Annotated in this window: 25 protein-coding genes and 1 pseudogene; 12 read left to right on the top strand and 14 right to left on the bottom strand. The window is 50.6% G+C overall.

The features are described from left to right. Positions 1–226: 226 nt before the first annotated feature. The 5 genes from Dvar_RS41770 to Dvar_RS41750 all read right to left on the bottom strand — a co-directional run bounded on the left by Dvar_RS41770 (position 227) and on the right by Dvar_RS41750 (position 4679). Positions 227–1612, bottom strand: a complete 1386-nt coding sequence (locus Dvar_RS41770; RefSeq protein ID WP_419659389.1) for an FAD-binding oxidoreductase — start codon at positions 1610–1612, stop codon at positions 227–229. 30 nt (positions 1613–1642) lie between these two features. After that, positions 1643–2308: an amino acid ABC transporter permease gene (locus tag Dvar_RS41765; protein ID WP_419659388.1), complete on the bottom strand. Its 666-nt coding sequence runs from the start codon at positions 2306–2308 to the stop codon at positions 1643–1645. Between the two features lie 2 nt (positions 2309–2310). Continuing rightward, positions 2311–3075, bottom strand: a complete 765-nt coding sequence (locus Dvar_RS41760; RefSeq protein ID WP_419659387.1) for an amino acid ABC transporter ATP-binding protein — start codon at positions 3073–3075, stop codon at positions 2311–2313. Next, positions 3072–3752: an amino acid ABC transporter permease gene (locus tag Dvar_RS41755; RefSeq protein WP_419659386.1), complete on the bottom strand. Its 681-nt coding sequence runs from the start codon at positions 3750–3752 to the stop codon at positions 3072–3074. Before Dvar_RS41755 ends, Dvar_RS41760 begins: the two co-directional genes overlap by 4 nt. Positions 3753–3929: 177 nt before the next feature. Next, positions 3930–4679 (bottom strand): transporter substrate-binding domain-containing protein, encoded by a 750-nt coding sequence (locus Dvar_RS41750; protein WP_419659385.1) that lies wholly within the window; start codon positions 4677–4679, stop codon positions 3930–3932. 344 nt (positions 4680–5023) lie between these two features. On the opposite strand from Dvar_RS41750, the gene Dvar_RS41745 reads away from it, so the two are divergent. The 6 genes from Dvar_RS41745 (at position 5024) to Dvar_RS41720 (ending at position 10419) form a co-directional block, all read left to right on the top strand. Continuing rightward, the gene (locus tag Dvar_RS41745) at positions 5024–5221 is read left to right on the top strand and encodes a type II toxin-antitoxin system VapB family antitoxin (RefSeq protein WP_419659384.1); all 198 of its coding nucleotides are present in this window, start codon (positions 5024–5026) and stop codon (positions 5219–5221) included. Further along, on the top strand, positions 5218–5625 hold the full coding sequence (locus Dvar_RS41740; RefSeq protein WP_419659383.1) for a PIN domain-containing protein: 408 nt from the start codon (positions 5218–5220) through the stop codon (positions 5623–5625). The genes Dvar_RS41745 and Dvar_RS41740 overlap by 4 nt, the downstream gene beginning before the upstream one ends. Positions 5626–5698: 73 nt before the next feature. After that, positions 5699–6865: an ATP-grasp domain-containing protein gene (locus Dvar_RS41735; protein ID WP_419659382.1), complete on the top strand. Its 1167-nt coding sequence runs from the start codon at positions 5699–5701 to the stop codon at positions 6863–6865. A gap of 16 nt (positions 6866–6881) precedes the next feature. Then, a complete protein-coding gene (locus Dvar_RS41730) occupies positions 6882–7301 on the top strand; it encodes a thioesterase family protein (RefSeq protein ID WP_419659381.1) in 420 nt (139 codons plus the stop codon). Positions 7302–7414: 113 nt separating this feature from the next. Further along, a complete protein-coding gene (locus tag Dvar_RS41725; RefSeq protein WP_419659380.1) occupies positions 7415–8992 on the top strand; it encodes a DUF2868 domain-containing protein in 1578 nt (525 codons plus the stop codon). After that, the gene (locus Dvar_RS41720; protein ID WP_419659379.1) at positions 8989–10419 is read left to right on the top strand and encodes a GTPase/DUF3482 domain-containing protein; all 1431 of its coding nucleotides are present in this window, start codon (positions 8989–8991) and stop codon (positions 10417–10419) included. The genes Dvar_RS41725 and Dvar_RS41720 overlap by 4 nt, the downstream gene beginning before the upstream one ends. Positions 10420–10444: 25 nt before the next feature. Here Dvar_RS41720 and Dvar_RS41715 read toward each other — a convergent pair whose 3' ends face one another. Further along, complete coding sequence (locus Dvar_RS41715; RefSeq protein ID WP_419659378.1) at positions 10445–11404, bottom strand: substrate-binding domain-containing protein; 960 nt, start codon at positions 11402–11404, stop codon at positions 10445–10447. A 749-nt stretch (positions 11405–12153) separates the two neighbouring features. Beyond that, complete coding sequence (locus Dvar_RS41710) at positions 12154–12336, bottom strand: hypothetical protein (protein WP_419659377.1); 183 nt, start codon at positions 12334–12336, stop codon at positions 12154–12156. 268 nt (positions 12337–12604) lie between these two features. Between Dvar_RS41710 and Dvar_RS41705 the strand changes: the two genes are divergently transcribed. Both Dvar_RS41705 and Dvar_RS41700 read left to right on the top strand, forming a co-directional pair. Further along, entirely contained in the window at positions 12605–13240 is a 636-nt protein-coding gene (locus Dvar_RS41705; RefSeq protein ID WP_419659376.1) for a Crp/Fnr family transcriptional regulator, read from the top strand. 96 nt (positions 13241–13336) lie between these two features. Then, on the top strand, positions 13337–14206 hold the full coding sequence (locus tag Dvar_RS41700) for a hypothetical protein (protein WP_419659375.1): 870 nt from the start codon (positions 13337–13339) through the stop codon (positions 14204–14206). A 43-nt stretch (positions 14207–14249) separates the two neighbouring features. On the opposite strand, the gene Dvar_RS41695 is transcribed toward Dvar_RS41700, so the two are convergent. The 4 genes and pseudogenes from Dvar_RS41695 to Dvar_RS41680 all read right to left on the bottom strand — a co-directional run bounded on the left by Dvar_RS41695 (position 14250) and on the right by Dvar_RS41680 (position 17553). Further along, positions 14250–15317 (bottom strand): xanthine dehydrogenase family protein molybdopterin-binding subunit, encoded by a 1068-nt coding sequence (locus Dvar_RS41695; RefSeq protein ID WP_419664235.1) that lies wholly within the window; start codon positions 15315–15317, stop codon positions 14250–14252. Positions 15318–15428: 111 nt separating this feature from the next. After that, positions 15429–16046 (bottom strand): annotated as a pseudogene (locus Dvar_RS41690) (xanthine dehydrogenase family protein molybdopterin-binding subunit); the annotation flags it as partial. Next, the gene (locus tag Dvar_RS41685; protein WP_419659374.1) at positions 16013–16648 is read right to left on the bottom strand and encodes a 2Fe-2S iron-sulfur cluster-binding protein; all 636 of its coding nucleotides are present in this window, start codon (positions 16646–16648) and stop codon (positions 16013–16015) included. The pseudogene Dvar_RS41690 and the gene Dvar_RS41685, both read right to left, overlap by 34 nt. Next, positions 16645–17553, bottom strand: a complete 909-nt coding sequence (locus Dvar_RS41680) for an FAD binding domain-containing protein (protein WP_419659373.1) — start codon at positions 17551–17553, stop codon at positions 16645–16647. Before Dvar_RS41680 ends, Dvar_RS41685 begins: the two co-directional genes overlap by 4 nt. A gap of 532 nt (positions 17554–18085) precedes the next feature. On the opposite strand from Dvar_RS41680, the gene Dvar_RS41675 reads away from it, so the two are divergent. The 3 genes from Dvar_RS41675 to Dvar_RS41665 all read left to right on the top strand — a co-directional run bounded on the left by Dvar_RS41675 (position 18086) and on the right by Dvar_RS41665 (position 20159). Next, entirely contained in the window at positions 18086–18199 is a 114-nt protein-coding gene (locus Dvar_RS41675; protein ID WP_419659372.1) for an RNA 2'-phosphotransferase, read from the top strand. A 56-nt stretch (positions 18200–18255) separates the two neighbouring features. Continuing rightward, positions 18256–19113 (top strand): ribonuclease H-like domain-containing protein, encoded by an 858-nt coding sequence (locus Dvar_RS41670; protein WP_419659371.1) that lies wholly within the window; start codon positions 18256–18258, stop codon positions 19111–19113. A 65-nt stretch (positions 19114–19178) separates the two neighbouring features. Then, positions 19179–20159 (top strand): HEAT repeat domain-containing protein, encoded by a 981-nt coding sequence (locus tag Dvar_RS41665; protein ID WP_419659370.1) that lies wholly within the window; start codon positions 19179–19181, stop codon positions 20157–20159. On the opposite strand, the gene Dvar_RS41660 is transcribed toward Dvar_RS41665, so the two are convergent. The 3 genes from Dvar_RS41660 to Dvar_RS41650 form a co-directional block, all read right to left on the bottom strand. Continuing rightward, positions 20063–20578, bottom strand: a complete 516-nt coding sequence (locus tag Dvar_RS41660) for a four helix bundle suffix domain-containing protein (protein WP_419659369.1) — start codon at positions 20576–20578, stop codon at positions 20063–20065. The genes Dvar_RS41665 and Dvar_RS41660 overlap by 97 nt on opposite strands. A 182-nt stretch (positions 20579–20760) precedes the next feature. Continuing rightward, entirely contained in the window at positions 20761–21165 is a 405-nt protein-coding gene (locus Dvar_RS41655; protein ID WP_419659368.1) for a type II toxin-antitoxin system VapC family toxin, read from the bottom strand. Continuing rightward, the gene (locus Dvar_RS41650) at positions 21162–21383 is read right to left on the bottom strand and encodes an AbrB/MazE/SpoVT family DNA-binding domain-containing protein (RefSeq protein ID WP_419659367.1); all 222 of its coding nucleotides are present in this window, start codon (positions 21381–21383) and stop codon (positions 21162–21164) included. Before Dvar_RS41650 ends, Dvar_RS41655 begins: the two co-directional genes overlap by 4 nt. A gap of 156 nt (positions 21384–21539) precedes the next feature. Between Dvar_RS41650 and Dvar_RS41645 the strand changes: the two genes are divergently transcribed. Further along, on the top strand, positions 21540–21779 hold the full coding sequence (locus Dvar_RS41645; protein WP_419659366.1) for an AbrB/MazE/SpoVT family DNA-binding domain-containing protein: 240 nt from the start codon (positions 21540–21542) through the stop codon (positions 21777–21779). The last annotated feature ends 2 nt before the right edge of the window (positions 21780–21781 follow it).

Below are 21781 nucleotides of genomic sequence, written 5' to 3'. Positions count from 1 at the left end.
AATTTTGACGATAGTCAAGGAACTCCCAAAAGCGAAATTGGGGCATGTCATGACGATCATCAGTCGTCTGGGCACGCGTCCACGCCGTTTACTGGAAAATTCCGCCCCAGCCCCGGTGAAACGCGTAAGTTGTTGCTGGCGCTGGGCATGACCCGTCTGCCACATATTATTGTCATGGACGAGCCGACGAATCACATGGATCTACCCTCCATTGTTTTTCTCGATTTTACGGAAAGATCTTGCCTGGGTTGAGTACGTGGTTGGGATCGAAAAGCGCCTTGATCTGTTTTTGCAGCTCGATGCTGGTATTTGAAAGCTCCATGGATATATAGTCGCGTTTGGCCAGACCGATGCCGTGTTCGCCGGAGATCGTGCCCTGTAGACGCAGTGTCAGTTCGAGCAGCGCCTTGGTACCCTGCCAGGCCAGTGCTTCCTTTTCAAGCTGCTGGGTGGTGATATTGAGATGAATGTTGCCGTCACCGGCATGTCCAAAGGCAAAAATCTCAATCCCGTACTTATTTTCATAGTCAGGCAACGCGTCGACAAGCTCGGCAATCGCTGTGATCGGGACGGCAATATCTTCCGGGATATAGATTTTGGCGTGGTCATGAATACGCAGGCTGACCGCCCGTCGTACGGACCAGATTTTCTCTCGCTCTTCATCCGAATCCGCCATGAGCGTCTCGATGGCCGACTCTTTTCGGACAATGTCGATGATTGCCTGCATGTCCTCGTTCACCTGGCGCCCTGGACCGTCCACCTCGATGATGAGAACGGAAGGCCTGGGGTGGGTCAATGAAAAGGGCAGCAGGTCGCTGATGAGTTTGAGACAGCGATGATCGAGGAACTCGATGGCACTGGGCAGATATCCTTCTCCAATAATGGCGGCTACACCGTTCATGGCCGATACCATGTTTTCGAACACGGCCATCATCGTTTTCACGGCAGGGGGTTTGGGGACGAGTTTAAGGATCAGTGAGGTGATGATGCCCAGGGTCCCTTCACTGCCCACCAGCAGATTGGTGAGATCGTATCCGACCACACCTTTTCGGGTTCTCACACCGGTGGCGATCTGCTGGCCGTTGGGGAGCACGGCTTCGAGTCCGAGAATGTAGTCCCGGGTGGTGCCATACTTGACGCAGGCCGGCCCTCCGGCATCGGTGGCGGCATTGCCGCCGATGGTACTCTGATCCATGCCGGCTGGATCCGGTGGATAAAACAGGCCCGCGTCCGCCGCGGCTTCACGCACCTTCTGGCTGATAACCCCCGGCTGAACGCGCATGATGAGGTTCCTGCGGTCTATTTCCATGATCTGATTGAATCCGTCAAGGAGCAGCACCACACCGCCACAGGTCGGCAGGCAGCCGCCGGCAAGGCCTGATCCACCGCCGCGTGGCGTCACGGGAAATCGGTGAACATTGGCCAGTCGCATCAGAGTCTGGATGTCGTGCACGGTTTTTGGGCGGACTACCAGTTCCGGAGTAAAACGCAAATGGGAGGCATCGCCGGCGCACTGCGTCAGAGTATCCGGATCGGTGACGATGCTTCCGGTGCCAAGATGATTTTCGATGATGCTTCTTATTTTTTCTTTGACAGGCGTGTATGCATCCATGGTCGTCGGATCACAAGTCGGTTGATGTTTTTATTGATGGCCGAAGCCGGGAATGGCAAGGCCTTTTTCAATTTTTTTCAGAATAAGCATGGCCAGGGAGACCAGTACGAGATAGTAGAGGCCGATGATGGTGAACACCTCTGTAAAGCGGAAATACTCGGTAGCGATGGTCTTGCCCTCCCCCGTCAGTTCGATGCAGGTAACGATGAAAGCCAGGGATGAGTATTTGATCAGATAGATGATCTCGTTGCCGCACCCGTGAATGGCCCGCCGTATGGCCTGGGGGACGATGATCCAGAAAATGGTCTGAAAGGTGGTGAATCCCAGTGCCTGGGCGCCGAGATGCTGGCCTCTTTTGATGGATAGGAGCGCACCGCGCACATATTCCGATTGATAGGCACCGCTGCAAAGGGTAAAGCCCGTGACGGCGGCTGCATAGGGTGAAAAGTAGATGCCCAGGTTCGGCAGTCCGAAATAGAGGACGAACAGCTGCACCACCAGTGGCGTGCCGCGGAAAACGGCGGCATATCCATCGCCGACGGCCCTGGTCACCCTGCCGCCGAAGGTACGGACAGCGCCGGCAAGAATACCAATCAGTACACCGCCCACTGCCGAAGGAACAATGAGCGCGACCGACATGATCACACCACGGTTCAGGCTGGTGAGAAGCTCCTGATAGAAGGGCGACAGTTCCATGGCTATCCCTCCGTAGCCGACAGGTCGTTTAGCTTGTCACAAAAAGCCTGGGACCTGCTGTCGCTGCCGCAGCCGAGTAGCATGGCCGGCGTTCCGTGCTCAACGATCCGCCCCGTTTCCATAAAAAGAATTTCATCGGCAATGTTGCTGATGAGGCTGATCTGATGGGTGGCCATGATCATGGTCATGCCCTTGACCGCCAGCCCCTTGATGACCGCAATGACTTCTCCGATAAGCGTGGGATCAAGGGCTGAGGTCGGTTCGTCCAAAAGCAGGATTTTCGGATCCATGGCCAGTGCCCTGGCAATGGCGACGCGTTGTTTCTGTCCGCCGGAAAGCTGGGCCGGGTAGAGCGACGCCTTATCGGCAAGTCCCACCTGGTCGAGCTCGAGCAGGGCCCTTTCTTTCGCCTCCACCTTGTTCAGTTTTTTGACTTTGCGCAAGGCGATGGTGATATTATCCAACGCCGTGAGGTGGTCAAACAGGTTGAAGTCCTGAAAAATCATTCCAACCTGCTGTCGCAGCCGGTAAAGATCCTGCTTGCGGGTCAGGTCAATGCGTTGGCCTTCCATCATGATTTCTCCGGAATCCGGAACGACCAGACAGTTGATGCACTGCAGCAGGGTGCTTTTCCCGCCACCTGAAGGGCCGATCAGCACCTTGATTTCACCTTTGGCCAGTTCTACACTGACATCGCTGAGTATGGTCTGGTTACCGTACGATTTGGAAATGTCCGTACATTTCAGTATGGCGTGTCGATTGTTCATTGGTTTCCGTTGTATGAATAGCCGGGTATATGCACATGCTGTTCGAGTTTTCTGAGCGCCATTACGCCGGCCCAGGTAAGAATAAAGTAGATGATGCCCGCTGTAATATACATGGACAGGTGCTGGTAGGTGCGCGATGCCACGAACTGTGTCCTTGCCATGATTTCCGGCGCGCCGATGACAAAGGCCAGGGCCGAATCCTTGAGGATGATCGAAAACTCGTTGGACCAGGCCGGAATGGAGATCCGCAATATCTGTGGAAGGATGATGCTTCGTATTGCCTGGCCGTCGGTCATGCCCAGACCACTCGCCGCCTTGAACTGGCCCTGGGGCAGCGAAAGAATTGCACCCCTGAAGATATTGGCCTGATAGGCACCGGTAATCATCCCCAGGACGATGGTCACGGCCGTGAAAGCGCTGAACTGCAGTCCGAGAAAGTTGAAGATTCCGAAATAGAACAAAAAGAGCAGCACGACCACCGGCACCCCTCTGAAGATCCACAGATAGACCGTCAGCAGATAGCGGACGATCTTGTTGCCGTAGACCAGCCCCACAGCCATGAAGGTTCCGATGATCAGGCCCAGGGACATCGCGGCAATAACGATGCCCACTGTCAATAGGGATCCCTGCAGTAGATAAGGAAGGGCGTCGATAACGACCGATAGCGCGTTTGGCATGGGACTACCTGGGGTGTTTTTACAGCCAAGCCTGACTGATTGTTACCGGGTAACGGAAAGAAAAGAAAACCTTTTTTTTCCTCTTGTTGCTTTTGTCTTAAGACGATAGGCCCGTTGACCGCACAGATGAAACAGGCCCTGGGACGGTACGTCCCAGGGCCTGTTCAGTAGAAAAGACTACTTGTTCAATTCATACTTTTCGATCAACGCGGTCCATTTGGGTGTGGCCATCAGGTTTTTAAGCGCGGCGTTGACTTTAGCCAGCAGTTCCGCATCTTCTTTGCGAACCGCGTAGCCAAACTCTTCTTCATGCATGCCGAAAGTGCCGACGATCTTGACGTCTTTCTTGCCTGCGGCATCCATTGCCGGCGCGTCATCCATGGCTGCCGCATCGATTCTGCCGTTAAGCACGTCCTCAACAGCCAGCGGAGCGGAGCTATAGTAATGCAGTTTAAGATTCCAGCCTTTTTTGGCGGCCTCTTCCTTGATCCATTTGGCCTCCGATGTGCCCTGCTGAACACCGACGGCCTTCTTACCGTTCAGTATTTCATCGATGGTCATTGATGAGTCTTTCTTGACGACCATGACCTGCTTGATGATCCAGTAGGGAATGGAGAAATTAACTTTCTTTGCCCGCTCTTCCGTTATGCTCATACCGGAGGCGATGATGTCGATCTTTTTGGTGAGAAGGCTGGTAATGATGCCATCCCACTCGATAGGTTGGTGGGTTACTTCCATGCCTATCTCTTTTGCCACCAGGTCCATGGCCTCGACGTCAAAACCGCTGGGTTTACCGGTCTTGTCAATGAATGCAAAGGGCGGGAAATTGGCGTCGATACCGTTAACCAGTTTGCCGCCGCCAAAGGCCTGACCGCCAAATACCAGTACCAGAATGCCACACAGAATAAGTAATTTGTACCTTGCCATGTCTTTTCCCCTTTCTTGTTTATCAATATTTCAACGTCCAAATTGGTAATTTTGCTGATACAAGAAAACGTTCCCATGTTGCAAGTTTGAAACAGTCGATTTGTCTATAGTATATTTAACTGATTTTGGGCAAGTTTTTTAACTTGACGCGTATATCACGCCCTTAATATTTAAACTTGAACTGGGCGATCTAAATCCTAGTATACATGAAAATGGGTAAGCATGGCGATACGATAGGGCTTTATAACCTCTATGCAGCGAACGGTTATGCTTATCATTGCAAGTCTACACCTGTTGACACACATGAGAATGTGTAATAATTAGTGTGAAAACGGAGGTGCTCAATGGCGTCTAATCTGGCGATAGATACTAAGTTATTAAATGAAGCTTTAGAAATAAGTGGGCTAAAAACTAAAAAGGATACTGTCAATCTTGCCTTGAAGGAGTTTATTGATAGGCGTAAGCAACTGGAGATAATAAAAATATTCGGTAAAATGGACCCGGATCCGGATTATGACTATAAAAGGGGAAGAAACCGTTGAAGGTCCTCGTTGATACGCCAATTTGGTCTTATGCGTTGCGTTCCCAGAATAAAAAATATCAATCCGAAATCGAAACGCTTACCGCTCTTATTCGGGATCAGAGAGCTATCATAATTGGACCCATTCGACAAGAAATCCTCTCCGGTTATAGCGATCTGCACAAATACCGAATTGTAAGAGACAAGCTGTCCTATTTTGAAAATACCTCCATCATGGACAGCGATTATGAGCTTGCGGCAGAATTCAACAATCAGTGTCGTAAGAACGGAATTCAAGGATCACATATTGACTTTTTGATATGTGCCGTGGCGAATAGAATTGATGCACCTATCTTCACAAATGATGATGATTTTTTTCATTATCAGAAGGTTGTATCCATCAAGTTGTTTCAAATTGAGGGCTGACATCCCCACTCACACGGACTCAAAGGGGTAGGCGCCTGATACTTCAAAAAGCAAAAAAGTAGAATGTGGAAAAATGATTTTTATAGATAAACCATACGTTTCTGATTTTTTAAGAAAAACAATTAAAGAAAATGGATTTCCTGTTGTCAAAACGAAAATTGCAGAAAAACTCGGTTTCAGTAATGGATTGAACATACTTGATGAAGAGAAAGCGATTCAACAAGCAGAGTCTTCAGAAAATATCATGATCTACACTACATCTGAAAACTCCATTGGTTGGATAGCCGAGCATTTATCCTCTACAAAGATTCCTCAAAGAATTGAATTATTCAAAGACAAGGTGCAATTCCGAACGCTGATAAAGCCAATGTATCCTGATTTCTATTTCAGAGAAATACAACTATACGAATTGGACGATTTGTCGGTGAGCAACATTCCCATGCCATTTATTATTAAGCCTAAAGTTGGTTTTTTTAGCATGGGCGTTTACAAGGTCACTAGTTCCCAAAAATGGGAGCAGGTAAAAGAAGCGATGAAGGCGGAGATACGCCGTGCCAAAGATTATTATCCAACGGAGGTTTTCAATACAGAATCATTCATTATCGAACAGTGTATTGAAGGTGAGGAATTCGCAGTTGATGCCTATTTTGATGCGACAGGTGAACCCGTCATTCTGAACATTCACAAACACATATTTTCTTCCAGCGAAGATGTCAGTGATCGTGTTTATATTTCATCAAAAGAAATCATACAGAACAATATTGACCAATTCTCTGCATTCCTGAATCAAATCGGGCGCCTGTCGGGGGTGAAAAATTTTCCTGTCCACGCCGAGATCAGACGTGATCGTACCGGTTCAGTATTGCCAATCGAGATCAACCCAATGAGATTTGGCGGCTGGTGTTCAACCGCCGATGCGACCTATCTCGCCTATGGATTCAATCCTTATGTGCTTTACTTTTCACAAGAACGACCTGACTGGACAGAACTCCTAAAAAATAAAGAAGAAAAGCTTTACAGCATCATCGTCCTTGACAATTCAACCGGTATCGAAGGAACTCAAATCGCTTCGTTTGATTATGATCGATTGCTGTCCAATTTCGAAAACCCACTTGAATTACGGAAAATCGATTACAACGAATACCCTGTTTTTGGATTCCTGTTTACAGAAACAAAAGAGGAAAACATCGTCGAACTGGAAAGAATCCTTAAATCTGATTTAAAAGAATTTATTACCTAAAGTGAGAGAAAAATCAATGAGCGAAATCGACCTTTCAGGATTGAAAATTGGAATGGAAAGCACACTGAGTATCATTGTCTCAGACGAAAACAGCGCCGAAGCTGTCGGTTACAAGGGGATGCCGGTTTTAGGTACACCTCACCTTGTTGGTGTTATGGAAACCGCTTGTATATTCGTCCATGAATTCCTGCCTGAAAACTACATGACGGTAGGCGTGTCCAATAATATGAAACACCTTTCCGCATCACCGATTGGAGCGACTATTGTTGCAACAGCACAATTAACTGCCATTGAAGGAAGGAAACTGACCTATCACGTAGAAGCCCACGACTCAGTTGAAAAGGTAGCCGAGGGTACTCACACACGGTTTGTTGTTGACTCCAGGAAATTTTTTGCAAATCTTGAAAAAAAGAAACACAAGCTTGGTCTTTCTTAAAGCGCTTCCGCGACCCTAATCTTGCCATTTTGCAGGGATTTGAGTATAAACTGGCATAAACCGCCGTTGAAGCGCCGTATCCCAATCCGCTTATCATTAAAAGACAAGATGGAATGAAAACCGATTGGCAAATACCCGACATCCTTGACCTGGAATATTTTCTCCGATTAAATGGCCCGGGGACGACCGACCCCGGTCAGGACCGCGATATCTATGTCCAACACATCCTCCCAGCCCTTGATGCGTCCGCGCCTGCGTCGCGCCGCCATGTGATCCGAAAATGGCTCGACCGCAAGCGAGAAATCGAAAAAGCCAACCATCCTGACACCGCTTTCCTTCCCGGAGAGACCTATTCAGAAATATACGGTCTGCTTCAGGTGCTTTTCTTTATCATGGCCGGCATTACCGGCTGGGGGATGGCAGCCGCATTGCTGCGGTATTCAGGTGTCCAGCCTGTCAACATCGCATCTTACCTGGGGATTCTGGTCTTTTTTCAGATTGCCATTTTAATGATCACGACACTGGTGATTACGGTCCATTGCATTCGTCCCGGTGGATTCAGCGGATCCGTTCTCTATGGATTGATCGGCCGACTGGCGGTCTTTGTCTCCCTGAAGTTTAAGCAAAAGGCATTGAAACGGCTATCTGCTGAAAAACAGGGCGCCGTTGCCGCTACGATCGGATTGCTGCGCGGCAGGCGAAAGATTTATGGCAACCTGTTTTTCTGGCCGGTGTTTCGGCTGTTCCAGATATTCGGTGTGGCGTTGAATCTTGGTGTACTGACCGGCACATTATTGCGAGTGCTCGGGACGGATCTGGCGTTCGGATGGCAATCAACCCTGCAGCCCAGTGCACAGACGGTTTACAACCTGGTTCACACCATTGCCATGCCGTGGGCATGGCTATTGCCCGCGGATCTGGCGTATCCCAGCCTGGCACAGGTCGAGGGCAGCCATATGGTGCTGAAAGAGGGGATATATCACCTGGCGACCGGCGATCTCGTGGCATGGTGGCCCTTTTTATGCTTTGCCGTGATATTTTACGGACTGTTGCCGCGCATGCTTCTGTTTGTTTTCGGCGTTTTTCGCACCCGCCAGTCCCTGAAGCGCATCGATTTCAGTCACAGCGATATTGACCGGCTTTACCAACGACTTCAGACCCCCCGAGTGAGCACCAGGGGGGAGCCGTCAGCCGCCAATCCGGAGTCCGATGTGCCGCTTGCTTTTCCGGAGCCGGATGCGCAAACCAACGTTGCCACCACCCAGGATCGACAGCTGATGGCTTTGATACCGGACGATATTTTTGACGAATGCCCCACTGACGAACTGCGAAATCATGTTCAAAAAGCACTGGCCGCCCAGATCGGTGAGATTCTCAAGTTCGGCGATAATCTGGCGGCTGACCGCGAGATCATTCAGCGGCTGGGTGATTTTGAATGGTCTGATCAAATTCCAGGGATTTTTATACTTCAGGAAGCCTGGCAACCGCCGATCAGGGAATTTCTCACCTTTTTATCTGACTTGAGAGAGGCCATGGGAGAACGCGCGAAAATCGAAATCGGACTGGTCGGTCGGCCCAGGCCGGAAACCATCTTTACTCCACCCAGCGCAGCGGACTGGCATACATGGCAACGAAAACTGCAAACGTTCGGAGACCCGTATTTGCGTCTGGAGAGGCTTGTACCCGCATGAATGATAAGCGTATACCTGAATTCGCCATTGTCGGCCACCCCAACGAGGGTAAATCATCCGTGGTTTCCACTCTGGCAGAAGATGACAGCGTAAGGGTGACGCCGACGCCCGGAGAGACGATCGAATGCCAGACCTTTCCCGTGATCATCGACGGCAAAGAGTTGATCCGGTTCATCGATACGCCAGGATTTCAGAATCCCAAGGCTACTTTACAGTGGATGCGGGAGTATACCGGCCCGGACGAGATGATTGTCCGGGCGTTTCGGGACGCACACCTGGAAAATCCGGATTTTCGTGATGACTGCGAATTGCTCAAACCGATCACCGAAGGCGCGGGCATTATCTACGTGGTGGACGGTTCGCGTCCCCTGCGCAAGGTGGATCGTGCGGAAATGGAAATTCTGCGCATGACCGGGTGTCCGCGCATGGCAATCATTAACAGCAAGGAGACGGAACAGAGCTACCTGGAACAATGGAAGAGCGAGTTCCGCAAACACTTCAATGCCGTGCGCCGGTTCAACGCCCATCAGGCCACTTATGCAGAACGAATCGCCCTGTTGGAGAACTTAAAGAGCATTGACCAGGACTGGCAGCCCGCCCTGGAAGCCGTCATCAAAGCGTTTAAAGATGACTGGGACGCGCGCAATGTGGTCACGGCGGACATCATTTGCCGCATGCTCGCCGACTGCCTGACCCATTCCGTGAGCCGCAATTTGTCCCGAAACAGTTCAGAAGAGAAAGTACGTCGGGAAGTGGCTCTCAAATACAGTCAGGACATTGAAAAAAAGGAGCGAAGCGCCCATAAGCGTATTCGCGGGCTTTTCAAGCACAATATTTTCAATTACGAGTTGCCGGCGCAATCGATTTTGCACGAAGACCTGTTTGACAAAAAGACATGGCAGGTGTTGGGGCTCACCCGGAAGCAGCTGATTATCACCGCCGGGGTCAGCGGTGCGGCTGTTGGTGCGGCCATCGATGTCGCGGCCGCCGGCGTAACCTTTGGTGTTTTTTCCGCCATTGCCGGTGCGGTCGGCGCGGGGTGGATGGCCTTGGGCGGGGACAAGCAGTTGGCCAAAACAAAGGTGGCCGGCCTTACCCTGGGCGGACATCAGATAAAGACCGGCCCCCACGAACAGATCCAATTTTTATATATTCTCCTTGACCGGGCGCTGATCTTCTACTCGCATATCATTAACTGGGCCCATGGCCGGCGGGATTTCGATAATGCCTACAAGGATAAAAAGCTGCCGGCTAAAGCCGGTCTAACGTATGAATGGGACGAATCTTCGCGGAAAATCTGCGCACGCTTTTTCAACGCCCTGCGATCCGGTGATGACGAAGAACAGGAGGCGGCGCGGAACGAATTGAAGGCGATGTTGCAAAAGGTGCTCTACACGCTATCCACAACTGTAAAACGGTATGGATGATAGCGGTGTGCAACAACATTGGGGTTTATTTCTGATAACTTAGATGAGGGGCTAAGAATTCTTGTATCTTGCCGGTTTGATAATTTTCGGTCGTTAACAGTATGGTGTCGGTAAAAATTTTTTCGGGCACCTTCTCATGAAGGATAAGTTTATAAGCGACCTTGACTCCCGTGTAGCCGATCCGGAATGGGTCCTGAACGATGGTCGCATCCAGTTCATGGTTGATAATCGCATCCATGATGGCAGGATTTAAATCAAAGCCGATAAATTTGATTTTTCCCTGGAGCCCCTTGCTTTTTAATGCTTGCAAGGTGCCCTGCGTTATTATTCCATTGACTGAGAAGATTGCATCAACGGCCGGTTCCTTGTCAAGAAGGGAAGACATGGCGTGATACGCCGAACCCATTGTTGAACCCACATATGGATCAGCGACAATTTCCAATCCTGGATAGTGCGATTTGATCGTGTTCCAAAAACCCTGTTCACGATCATTGGTTGAGGCGTTGTTTTGAATATGCCTTGCCAGGATGACCCGGCCGTCATCCCCTACCAATAGGGCAAGGTGGTCGGCAGCCGTTTGGCCCGCCTTGTAATTGTCAGACTCCACCAGACAATCGTGATACCCGGATGCCATGTTGGAGTCGATGAGAACGATTTTGATGCCATTTTCAACGGCCTTTTTTAAAGCATGGGCCGCAGCAGTCGTGTGGTTGGGGGCAAGTACAATGGCATCGAACTTTTTCCTGATCCCATATTTGATAATTTTGATCTGCGCATCGCGTTGATCTTCGCTGCCTGGACCTCGCCATGTAACACGGATACCCAGATCATTTCCAGCTTGTTGAGCGCCCTTGTCCACAATATTCCAAAACGCTGATTTAGCGTTTTTCGGGATGACCAGCACGTTGACATCTGCGCGAACGGTTGAAAAAATGAATGGACTGGTCAGGATAACCACCATTATTCGAACCATGTATTCAAGCATCGTTCACTTCCATCATGGTTTACGGATGGTGTGCATTGAAGGCCGTGATTGTGTGCCAATCGCTTTGAAAATGCGAAGCATGATCGCTTCGCTTTAGCGTAGCGTCCTCCGACCATCGTTGTCAATTGCCAAGATATAGGGTTTAAGACAATGTTTTTGGCAAGACCAGAGGGAAAACGCTGTATAATCAATACCGCTTTCAACCGATAACGCAGCCCAAAAACATTATCTTGAATACTATAGATGCACCTGGTATTTTTCATCATATCTTTGATGACAAATAGACCAATCGCATTGCAGTCGGTAGTAAGCTGCTTGTTGAGGAAATAAAAAATCGGCTTGGCTTCAGGGTGAAGGGCGGAAAGATAGGGTAAACGGGAGATACTTTTATGTTTCGGGAAAAGATAACCCCATACGGCATCGATACCGATGCAGATATCGGAAACACGCGCTTAGGGAATGGAATCAACAATCCCTTTTCCTAATCAGCCGGTTTTGGATTGAAAATTAGCCGATTAGGATAAAATTAGATGAATTTCAGTATGATAGATTGGTGTGAGTTCTTTATTGACCGTTTTTACCACGTAATAACCCGCGGGGTTTGGCGCTAATTTTGCCCGCATACCCCGCGTTGCCACGCAGGAGCGTGGGAACGCGAGGCAAAATGGGATCAGCCCTTATAGGTGAGCGAAGTTAGAACCAAGCCCGATCTGTGCTATCGAACGGCAGGTCAATATTCGGATGATTTGCTAATTTTTACGATTGATCAGATCGTTTATATTGAGTTCAAGCATTTTAGCGCTGGTAAGCACATTTAGAGAGTTTTTTGTCAGGGTAGGAAACTTTTTACCTAAACGATTCAGGCGTTCAGCCGCAAGCTGGATTCTTCGGGCCATTGCATCCATTTCGTGCAGATCAATGTTTGCTTCCATTTCACACTCCTTTTTTGCTTTCTTTTTTGTCAGGGGGTGAATGCTCCTTACCTTGAAACAGTACTTTTCGTCTATGACCCCGATCATGCTTCCGAAAGTTATATTATGAGGGATAGGTTTGTTATGATTGCCGTTCAGTTTGTAGAGTGGCCAACGCCAAAAAAAGATTTCACAAACGCTTCAGATTCGCTAAACAGGGTATATGACAAAATCCAATATAAGCATAAACCTTGACAGGATTATCGCCCTATTCAACCGGGCGGCCGTAATGCAAGGCGTTCCCCCGAAGGCCCAGGAGGAACTTGCCGGATTGGCTGTTTTAAAACGATATAAAAAAAACGACATCCTCACCCAGGCCTGGGAACCATCCGACAGCTTCATGATCGTGGAGGAAGGGATGATCCGCGTATGCAAATATTCGCCGCTCGGCAAGCGGCTGACCTATCTTTTAGCAGGGCCGGGAGAACCGACCAATCTGATCGGTCCGTTTATCGGCAAGCCGATGTCGAATGTGGTCGAGGCGGCGGCAGATTCAACGGTCGTTTGCGTTGAAAGGAAGGATTTTATCGGGGTGGCTTTTTCCCATCCGCAATTGGTGATCAATATTATCGAAATCCTCGGCCAGGCGCTGGACAGTTCGAACAGCCGGATTCTGGACATGCAGGAGAAAAAAGTGGTCCAGCGACTCAAACGGGTGCTGTTCCACCTGTCCGAAAAATTTGGTCCCCGGCTTAACTTCACCTCGGTGGAAATCGCCGATCTGGCGAGCACGACCACCGAATCGGCGCTGCGTGTGCTCAGCGATTTGCGCCAAAAAGGCATCATCGAAAAAAGGCGAGGGCAAATCCATGTTGTCAAACCCGAAGCCCTGAACGACCCCCATTCCGAAGACTTATGGCTCTGAAGCCCTCCGATTTTTGCAACGCTGGGGATTCGTTTTTCCTTTCTGCTCTAAAATTTCAACAGAGCGAAATGTTGGATAAAGAATAAGGAGAATACAATGATCAAGAAACTAATTGCCGGTATTGGCCTTGCATTGGCTTTATTCGCCGTTTATTGGGGCATCCAGATGTACGCCTCAAATGCGGCTGAAGCGAAAGTGAACGAAGTTATCGCAAAGAATGCCAGCATCGTTGATGTTGATTATAAAAAAGTCAGTGTTGATCTGTTGCGCACGGATGTGCATCTTTTTGATATTCTTGTTTCTCCAGTAAATGCAAAGGAAAAAATCAGCATTGATGAAATTATCATTTCAGACTTTGATGACCAATCAGATATCCCCTCTTTTCTTTCCATGACCTGCAATGGAATCGGGTTGAATATAAATGATCTTGGAAAAAATGCACATAAACTCAGGGCGTTAGGATACAACGATAAATTGATGGTCAACTTGACCACCAATTACACCTGCGACAAGGAAAAAAGAGAATTAAACATACAGAAACTGAGCCTAGGCGCAGATGATATAGGAAAAATCAGTGTGGGGTTTCGGCTGGGCAACATCTCTCTTGAGCCGGTAGAAATAGCAATGCTCATTTTTAGTTTTCCGCAGATTATTTTCCACGAAGCAAGAATTGAATATCAAGATGATTCACTGGTTGACCGTCTTATCAAGTTTGGCGCTGAACAAAAAAACGTATCTGCAGAAGACTTCAAAAAGGCTTTGATTGGAGATATCGAAAAAGAAATTGCAAAAGAAAAAGATGAGTTTGCTCAAAACGCCTTGATTGAAGTAAAGAAATTCCTTGCCGACCCGGATGACTTTACTATTTCCGCTTGCCCATCACAACCACAGCCTTTGGGTAGAATTATGCGTACCCATAATCCAAAGGATTTTATCAAGCTTTTAAACATTCATTTGCAATCCTGATTTGACGATAGGCGTTTATCTGTGAAGATGTGGATTAATTTGATTAATTCTCACTGTCCGGTTTACACGCATTTTTTTCGGCCAGGGCTGCAAGCACGCGTTCGGGGGGGATGGGAAGCGCTCTCATCCTTACGCCTACAGCGTTATAGATGGCATTGGCGATGGCAGGGGCCACGCCGACCGTTCCCGATTCGCCGACGCCTTTCGCCCCGAAGGGGCCTTTGGGGTCTGGTTTGTCGACGATGTGGATGTCGATCTTGGGCATATCAAGGGCTGTTGGCACTTTATAGGAATCGAAGTTGGTGGTTTCCACCACGCCGGTTTCCTTTTTGATCAGGTAATTTTCCGTCAGGGCCAGACCGATTTCCTGCTGGATGGCCCCCTCCAGCTGGCCTTCCACAGCCATTGGATTGATCGGGGTGCCGCAGTCGATCACCGTCACCAATCGGTCTACGGTCACCCGGCCGGTTTCCGTGTTCACCGCGACTTCCGCAAAATAGGCGCCGTAAGTCGGTGAATTCCATTCGGGTTCAAAAGACTGTTTGCCGAAAAAGTTTGTCGCTCTGCCATCGAAACGGTAAATCGCCTCAAAGCATACCTCGCTGATGGGTATGTGCTTGTCCGGGTCGTTTTTGAAATAGACAATGCGATCCTTCACAAAAAGATCAGTGACTGGCACATCAAGCATTTCGGCTGCCCAGGAGAGAAGTTGCGCCTTGGCCTGCCTGGCTGCCCGCAGGGTGGCCCCGCCCACGGCATAGGTGGAACGGCTCGCGTCGGAACCGTACTCGAACAGGGTGACGTCCGTATTATCGCCGATGATGTGCACATCTTCGGCCCGAATACCCAGTTCTTCGGCACAGATTTGGGACAATGCTCCCCAAATGTGCTGGCCCACGGGCGCGGGGTGCACGATCAGGTCCACTGATCCGTCCTCGTTGAACTTGACCATGGCATTGGAATGCTCCAGATACAGCGGCGCAGCGCCGGTGCAATGGCTCATGGTAGCCAAGCCGTATCCGCGTCTGACCTTTCCCGTTTGAGAACGGTCAGCCCCCTGCCTTTCTTTCCAGCCGAATTTCGCTGCGCCGATCTTAAGGCAATCCGCCATGTAGGTGCTCTCCAGGCGCAGCCCCATGGCGGCGGTGTCCCCGACCTGTTTGGCGTTTGTCAGGCGGATATCGATTGGGTCTATCCCCAAAGCTTCGGCGGCTTCGTCCATGAGCTGCTCCATGCAAAAGCTCATGTTCTCATTTCCGAACCCGCGCATGGCGCCGGAAGGCGGGGTGTTGGTCATGACCATATCCGATGATCCCGCGCGATTGGGGCAACGGTAGTGGCCCATGGCCAGCGTCATGCCGATGACCGAGGACATGGGGCCGCATCCCATGTAGCCGCCCAGCCGGCCGAGCATATACGTGTCAAAGGCCGTCAGGGTTCCGTCCTTTTTGAAACCCAGACGGACCTCTATCCGATCGAATCCGGTGCGGCTTTCAAGACCGACGAATTGTTCTTCCCGGGACATCACAAATTTGACCGGTTTTTTGGTCTTGAGCGCCAGGGCAACCGCAACAGGCTCGGCTCAAAGGGCGCCGCGTTGACCGAAGCTGCCGCCGACAAAGGGCGTCGTGATTTTGATCCGGCCTACCGGGAGCTTGAAGATATGGGCCAGTTCACGCCTGGCCAGATGCGCCAGCTGGCATTGGGACCATACGTTGAGCCGGCCGCCGGCATCCACATTAGCCACACAGGCGGCGGTCTCCTGGGTGCAATGCTCCTGTTTGCCGGTCTTGAATGATCCTGTCGCTACGTAGTCGGCCTCTGCCAGGGCTTTTTCCACATTTCCTTCCGGATGTTGATAACGCCTTCTTCGGGCGGCACGCGATACCCGCCGGCAACCAGGGGCTTGTCTTTCATGCCCCGATCGAAAAAATTCCAGCCTTCCATATCACGATCGGTAATCACCGCTGCAACACCGGCAAGCTCTTCAGCCTTGGTCGTGTCGAGGCGCGCGATCTCGGCATGGGCATGGGGACACCGCAACACCTTGGCAATCAGCATCCCGGGCAGATGGATGTCGCCCGCATACTTGGCTTCTCCCGTGGCCTTGGCCGACAGGATCATGCCGGGAGTGCAGTATCCGCATTGGATGGCTCCATGATCCACAAAGGCTTTCTGGATGGGATGCAGGACCTCGCCTTGGGCCAGTCCCTCAATGGTGGTGATTTCTTTGTCCCTTGCGGTAATGGCAAGTGTCATGCAGGACAGGACCGGCGTGCCATCCAAAAGGATCGTGCAGGCGCCGCAATTGCCGGCCCCGCAACTGTGCTTGGTTCCCGTGAGCCGCAATTGATCCCTTAAAACTTCGATGAGGAGTTGATGCGGTTCAATGGCGAGCTCGTGGGCCTCGCCGTTGACGATAAATCGAGCAATCATCTTCATGGGGCGGTTTCCTTCAGGTTACAGGCAATACCCTGCCAAAGTTCGTTAATGGCGTCCCGGACCAACACGTATATCATGTGTCGCCGGTACTCGGCCCTGGAACGCGGTTCGGCTTCCATGGATGCCGTTCTGGCCGCCTCGATGATGCGTTCGGTGTTGATGGCCTGGCCCCGAAGCACCGCTTCGGCCATACGGGCCCGGATGGCCATGGGAGCAACGGAACTCAGGCCGATCCTCAGGTCCAGGCAGGTATTTTCATCCTTGCAGACCAGAACCACGCCGGCGCCCGCCAGGGTTTCATCTTCGACCGTGACCTTGGTACTATATTTGTAACATCCGGCGCTCGACGGCGGCAGCGGCGGCACCCGAATTTCCACCACCAGTTCATCCGGCTCGATGATGGTGCAAAAAGGGCCGGTACAAAAGCTGTCAAGGGGAACGGTCCGATCGCCCTGCGGTCCCAGAAGCCTGAGTTCGGTTTCGAGGGCGACCAGAACCGGCGGCGTATCCTGAGACGGGCCGGCCTTGCACAGATTGCCCCCAATGGTCCCCATGTTGCGGACCTGAGGCGTTCCCACATTGCCACAGGCGGTGGCCAGCATGGGAAGATGCTTTTTAATCAAAGGGGATTGCGCGATGGCCGTGTGGGTGGCGAGGGGACCCAGTCTGAATCCACCGTCACTGGTTCTTTCGATGAAGTCCAGGTCGGGGATTTTTGCAATGGAAATCAGGTGGACCGGATTGAGTTCACGCTTTTTCATGGAGATCAAAAGATCCGTGCCGCCGGCGATCACCGCGGCACCAGCACCGTATCGGGAAAGCAAATCCACGGCCTCTTGAGCACTGCCCGGTTCATGGTACTCAAACGGTTTCAGCAATCTGTATGCTACATTGGACGGGCTCATCCCCCATTGTTCCCTTTCTTGCTTGTCTTTGTGCCCATCTGCGACGTTACATGCCACCGGCATGTATGCGTGATTTGCACCGGTGTGTAGGCCCTGTAGATGCACACGCTATCCGGCGCAATCTGTTGGAATTATTTTTTTCCTGCGCCCTTACAGGATTCCGGGGCAGTACCATAGCAGTTTTATGATGTCAACGACCGCTTGGGACAGAGTCAGGGAGACCGCATTTGCATCGATTTGTCTTTTTCGCGGGCATGGCTCGCTCTTACAACAATTCGTAATTTAATTATTTGTCCGCTTCTTTATGTGGGAGCCGGCCATGCCTGCGACATCGCTTTCTCATATCAGGTGTCAAATGCGGTCACCCTGGGGGTGGAGCGGGGTAATGCTGGAAAAGATTCGCATATTTTTGATGCTATGCTATTGTCCATTCAAAAATTGCTAATTTATTGATAGAAACCTGTATTGCTGAGTCCATCATATTTGATGTTCCGAATCGATACATGTTAAGACCTTCACAAATTTTGAAACGATGAAGAAGAAACTTGTCAAAACGAGTAAATTTTTAAGCCTTATCCTTCGTCATAGGCCAGGTATCATTGGTTTGTCCCTTAATGATAATGGCTGGGTATCCATCCAATTATGAGCAGAGAAATATTAAATATCGAATCCCTGCTAAAAGAAACCAGAAGAAAACCAACCATGCTTCAAAATACCTTTATCCACATCCCTGGGGTCGGGCCGAAAACGGAACAGGGCTTCTGGGCCGCCGGCGTTAAAGACTGGGCGACATTTTTTAATGGAATGCCGCTGAAGCTGCCACCTGCCAGGCGGGCGCACATTGCCGAAGAACTGCACGAATCAAAGCGTCAGCTGGCCTCTCATAATGCTAATTTTTTTGCCAATCGCCTGCCGGCCGGGCAACACTGGCGGTTGTTCGACGAATTCCGTGACCAAACGGCCTACTTGGATATCGAAACAACAGGGCTGGAGGCGGATTGTACGATTTCCACCATTGCCGTATACGACGAGTCGACCATGGCCACCTATGTGAATGGGAAAAATTTGGATGACTTTGCCGGCGACATCAGTGGTTACAAGCTGCTGGTGACATACAACGGCAAGTGCTTCGACGTGCCGGTGATCGAGCGGGTGCTGGGCTGCCGGCTGGATCAGGCGCACATCGACCTGCGCTATGTGCTGGCCGCGCTGGGCTTCAAAGGCGGCCTGAAACGTTGTGAGATGCAGTTGGGAATGGACCGCGGTGATCTGGAGGACATTGACGGGCTTTTTGCCGTGGTGCTGTGGAAGGCCTATCTGCGCAATCGCGATGAGCGTGCCCTTGAAACGCTTCTGGCGTATAATCTTCAGGATGCCATTAATCTCGAGGCACTGATGCTCACCGCCTTCAACATGAGCATTGAGCGATGTGGTTTTCACCATGAGGCTTTGCTGCCCATGGCGGCATCACCGGAAAATCCGCTTCAGCCGCATCGTCCCACAATTTCAAAATACCGCAGGGAAGTCACCTTTCTGCGTTCTTTGCAGCCGCAATGGTGATGGATGCAACCCGTTTGATTTTCTTTGCTGTTAGAAGGTTATCAAAAGTATAAAATGAGTTGAACATGCCACACAAAACCAACGCAATCAAAGAACGCATCAAAGCGTTTCATTTAGAATGCACCAACACCGATCCGGTGAAGGTCCAGGCGACGGTAAAAAAGGCACTGAAAGACCGCAACTGCTTGATGGTTAAACAGGCTGCGGAATCCTGTGAAGAACGGCTGATCTACGATTTGGAAGCCGACCTGCTGAAGGCCTATCAACGATTTCTCAAAAAGCCTGTCAAGAATGACCCCAACTGCACGGCCAAGGGTGCGATAGCCCGTGCCTTGGTTGCATTGGACAGTCAGGACGTCGATTTTTTCATTGCCGGGTTAGCATACCATCAGTATGAGCCGGTATGGGGAGGGTCCGAAGACACCGCCATTGATTTGCGTGTGAGTTGTGCCATGGGGCTGGTGAATACATCATATTCTCGGGCGTTGATTGAAATTGTAGCACTGCTTCACGATCATAATCCGCATGTTCGTAAAGGGGCGATTCGTGCAATCGCCTTTACTCAACCACTGGCGGCAGAGGCGGTGCTACGTTCCAAAGCCATCGCAGGAGACGCTGAGCCTGACGTTACCGCTGAGGCATTGAGTGCCTTGCTTAAGATCTCTCCACACGCATCGAAAGCGTTTGTCTCAAGTTATCTGGATTCCTCAGGTGATCCAAACCTGCGCCAAGCAGTGGCTTTTGCACTGGGTGCATCGAAACTTGATGAGGCCCTGGAAATGCTGCGTTCAGCCTGGAATAATGAACCATTTAAGCGAGAGCAGGACAATGCTTTATTGCTGGGAGCCATCTTGCATCGCAGTGAAAATGCCGTTGCCTGGTTGCTTGACGTGATTGCGGAGGAGGGCCTGACAAGTGCCCGGTTTGTCGTCAAAGAACTGGCAATCTATCATACTGACAAAAAGCTGAGTGAACGGGTAAAAGCAGCGCTTGTCGAACGTAATGATGATGATTTGATGGAATTATATAAACAGCGCTGGGGGTAATCCAAAGGTTGACAGATGAAATTAACAAGACAACAAAAAGAGAATTTTAAATCTTTCCAGTAGATCGTTTTATCAGACCGGTCTGGCGGATTGGATTTTTTTTTTTCCAGAGGGCGAGTGCCGGTACAGTCCGGATAGCCGGTGCACCCCCAGAAAGAAGCGCCCGGAGCTCTCCCACGGCGGGCGGTTCGCAGGATCATGGGGTTGCCGCAGCGCGGACAACACGGTGAGGGCGGATTGGTCCGGCCTTTATTATCCGTCCCCGAAACGTGTTTTCCCTTCCCCCGCTCGGCCAGGCGGGCGGCTGTGAGCTGCTCACGGTAACCGCCTTTTTCGATGATAGCCCGCTCCAGCACTGCGATCTGGCGGTCCAGCAGATAGTTGGCCTGGTGGATCAGGCAAATCAGGGTATTGGCCACCACTGCCGGGTCCGCGTGCTCCAGCCACGGAGTGTAGGGGGAGCTATCCCTCTGAGTGGGCGAACCTGACGCCTCTCTCCCAAGGGCTCTTACCTTTCTGGCTTCCGGGGCGTCTTTTGCCCATTGAGGCAGACGACGCTGACGAAGGAAGTCCCTATATCTAATCGCTCTTGTTCGGCTTTTTAAGGATGAATCAGTCTCAAACTAGGAAAATAGGTCCGGTATCTGGCCACGTCCCGTGTCATCAGAGGGAGAGTGAGGACGGCGGCCTGGGCGCCAATGAAAAAATCGGGGAGAGGTGATGTTTTTCTGCCGCTGCGCTTGCGGGATGTCATGAAAACCTTACCTGCCAGAAACAAGGCTTCACTGAGGATCGGCACCATCTGGAATCCGGCCGTGCCAACGGCTTGCTCCAGATCCTCGATCCGCTCAAACCCGATCGATATCTCACTGTAGACGACCGGATTGATGTACAAGCGACCATGACGGGCGTAATGCTCAAGTGTGGTTTCTGACCACTGCGCCCATTTCGGATCATCCAGAAACAGGTCCAGGATAACATTGGAATCGACGAAGATTCCGCTCATCCATCCCCCCGGGTTAGCGCCATAATCTCATCGGTGGTCATGTTTACCGTGGCCACGCCGCGAAGCTTGGAAAAAGTGTGTTTTCGAGTCGCCGGCCCCGCCTTTTTCACCAGGTAGACCCGACCATTTTCTTCAACGAAATCGACCTCTGTTGACGGTACGATCCCAAGCTTTTCGCGAATTGCGCGTGGAATGGTGACCTGCCCTTTGGTTGTCACACGCTTGTTTTGTCCTCCGGAATAGTTGTAATACCAACAAAAGTATTGCTTTGTTACTGGGATGTCAAACCGCCTATAAGCACCCACTTTTTATTGATATTTTCCAAACCACAATTTACAGTCTTACTTAAATCTTACTTTTATTTTGAGGTTGCCATGCAAACAACCAAACTATCAAGCAAAGGGCAAGTTATAATTCCGAAAATACTAAGGAATCGATATAATTGGAGTGCCGGCCAAATACTGAACGTAATCGATACGGGCAACGGTATTCTATTAAAGCCCTCACGCCCTTTTGAACATACCGAACTCGATCAGGTTGCTGGGATATTGAAGCATTCAGGCAAGCCGGTTTCTCTTGACCAGATGGAAGCGGCGATTAAAAAGGGCGTTTAGGA

The sequence above is a fragment of the Desulfosarcina variabilis str. Montpellier genome (assembly GCF_048565275.1).
GTDB classification, from domain to species: domain Bacteria; phylum Desulfobacterota; class Desulfobacteria; order Desulfobacterales; family Desulfosarcinaceae; genus Desulfosarcina; species Desulfosarcina variabilis.
The sequence above is the reverse complement of the archived record's forward strand: the minus strand, read 5'-3'. Positions and strand labels throughout refer to the sequence as shown.

Coding starts and splice junctions, on each gene's coding strand:
- Dvar_RS41770 (WP_419659389.1), bottom strand. CDS start 1,612: ATGGATGCATACACGCCTGTCAAAGAAAAAATAAGAAGCATCATCGAA.
- Dvar_RS41765 (WP_419659388.1), bottom strand. CDS start 2,308: ATGGAACTGTCGCCCTTCTATCAGGAGCTTCTCACCAGCCTGAACCGT.
- Dvar_RS41760 (WP_419659387.1), bottom strand. CDS start 3,075: ATGAACAATCGACACGCCATACTGAAATGTACGGACATTTCCAAATCG.
- Dvar_RS41755 (WP_419659386.1), bottom strand. CDS start 3,752: ATGCCAAACGCGCTATCGGTCGTTATCGACGCCCTTCCTTATCTACTG.
- Dvar_RS41750 (WP_419659385.1), bottom strand. CDS start 4,679: ATGGCAAGGTACAAATTACTTATTCTGTGTGGCATTCTGGTACTGGTA.
- Dvar_RS41745 (WP_419659384.1), top strand. CDS start 5,024: ATGGCGTCTAATCTGGCGATAGATACTAAGTTATTAAATGAAGCTTTA.
- Dvar_RS41735 (WP_419659382.1), top strand. CDS start 5,699: ATGATTTTTATAGATAAACCATACGTTTCTGATTTTTTAAGAAAAACA.
- Dvar_RS41730 (WP_419659381.1), top strand. CDS start 6,882: ATGAGCGAAATCGACCTTTCAGGATTGAAAATTGGAATGGAAAGCACA.
- Dvar_RS41725 (WP_419659380.1), top strand. CDS start 7,415: ATGAAAACCGATTGGCAAATACCCGACATCCTTGACCTGGAATATTTT.
- Dvar_RS41720 (WP_419659379.1), top strand. CDS start 8,989: ATGAATGATAAGCGTATACCTGAATTCGCCATTGTCGGCCACCCCAAC.
- Dvar_RS41715 (WP_419659378.1), bottom strand. CDS start 11,404: ATGCTTGAATACATGGTTCGAATAATGGTGGTTATCCTGACCAGTCCA.
- Dvar_RS41710 (WP_419659377.1), bottom strand. CDS start 12,336: ATGGAAGCAAACATTGATCTGCACGAAATGGATGCAATGGCCCGAAGA.
- Dvar_RS41705 (WP_419659376.1), top strand. CDS start 12,605: ATGCAAGGCGTTCCCCCGAAGGCCCAGGAGGAACTTGCCGGATTGGCT.
- Dvar_RS41700 (WP_419659375.1), top strand. CDS start 13,337: ATGATCAAGAAACTAATTGCCGGTATTGGCCTTGCATTGGCTTTATTC.
- Dvar_RS41695 (WP_419664235.1), bottom strand. CDS start 15,317: ATGGCGGATTGCCTTAAGATCGGCGCAGCGAAATTCGGCTGGAAAGAA.
- Dvar_RS41685 (WP_419659374.1), bottom strand. CDS start 16,648: ATGAAGATGATTGCTCGATTTATCGTCAACGGCGAGGCCCACGAGCTC.
- Dvar_RS41680 (WP_419659373.1), bottom strand. CDS start 17,553: ATGAGCCCGTCCAATGTAGCATACAGATTGCTGAAACCGTTTGAGTAC.
- Dvar_RS41675 (WP_419659372.1), top strand. CDS start 18,086: ATGAAGAAGAAACTTGTCAAAACGAGTAAATTTTTAAGCCTTATCCTT.
- Dvar_RS41670 (WP_419659371.1), top strand. CDS start 18,256: ATGCTTCAAAATACCTTTATCCACATCCCTGGGGTCGGGCCGAAAACG.
- Dvar_RS41665 (WP_419659370.1), top strand. CDS start 19,179: ATGCCACACAAAACCAACGCAATCAAAGAACGCATCAAAGCGTTTCAT.
- Dvar_RS41655 (WP_419659368.1), bottom strand. CDS start 21,165: ATGAGCGGAATCTTCGTCGATTCCAATGTTATCCTGGACCTGTTTCTG.
- Dvar_RS41645 (WP_419659366.1), top strand. CDS start 21,540: ATGCAAACAACCAAACTATCAAGCAAAGGGCAAGTTATAATTCCGAAA.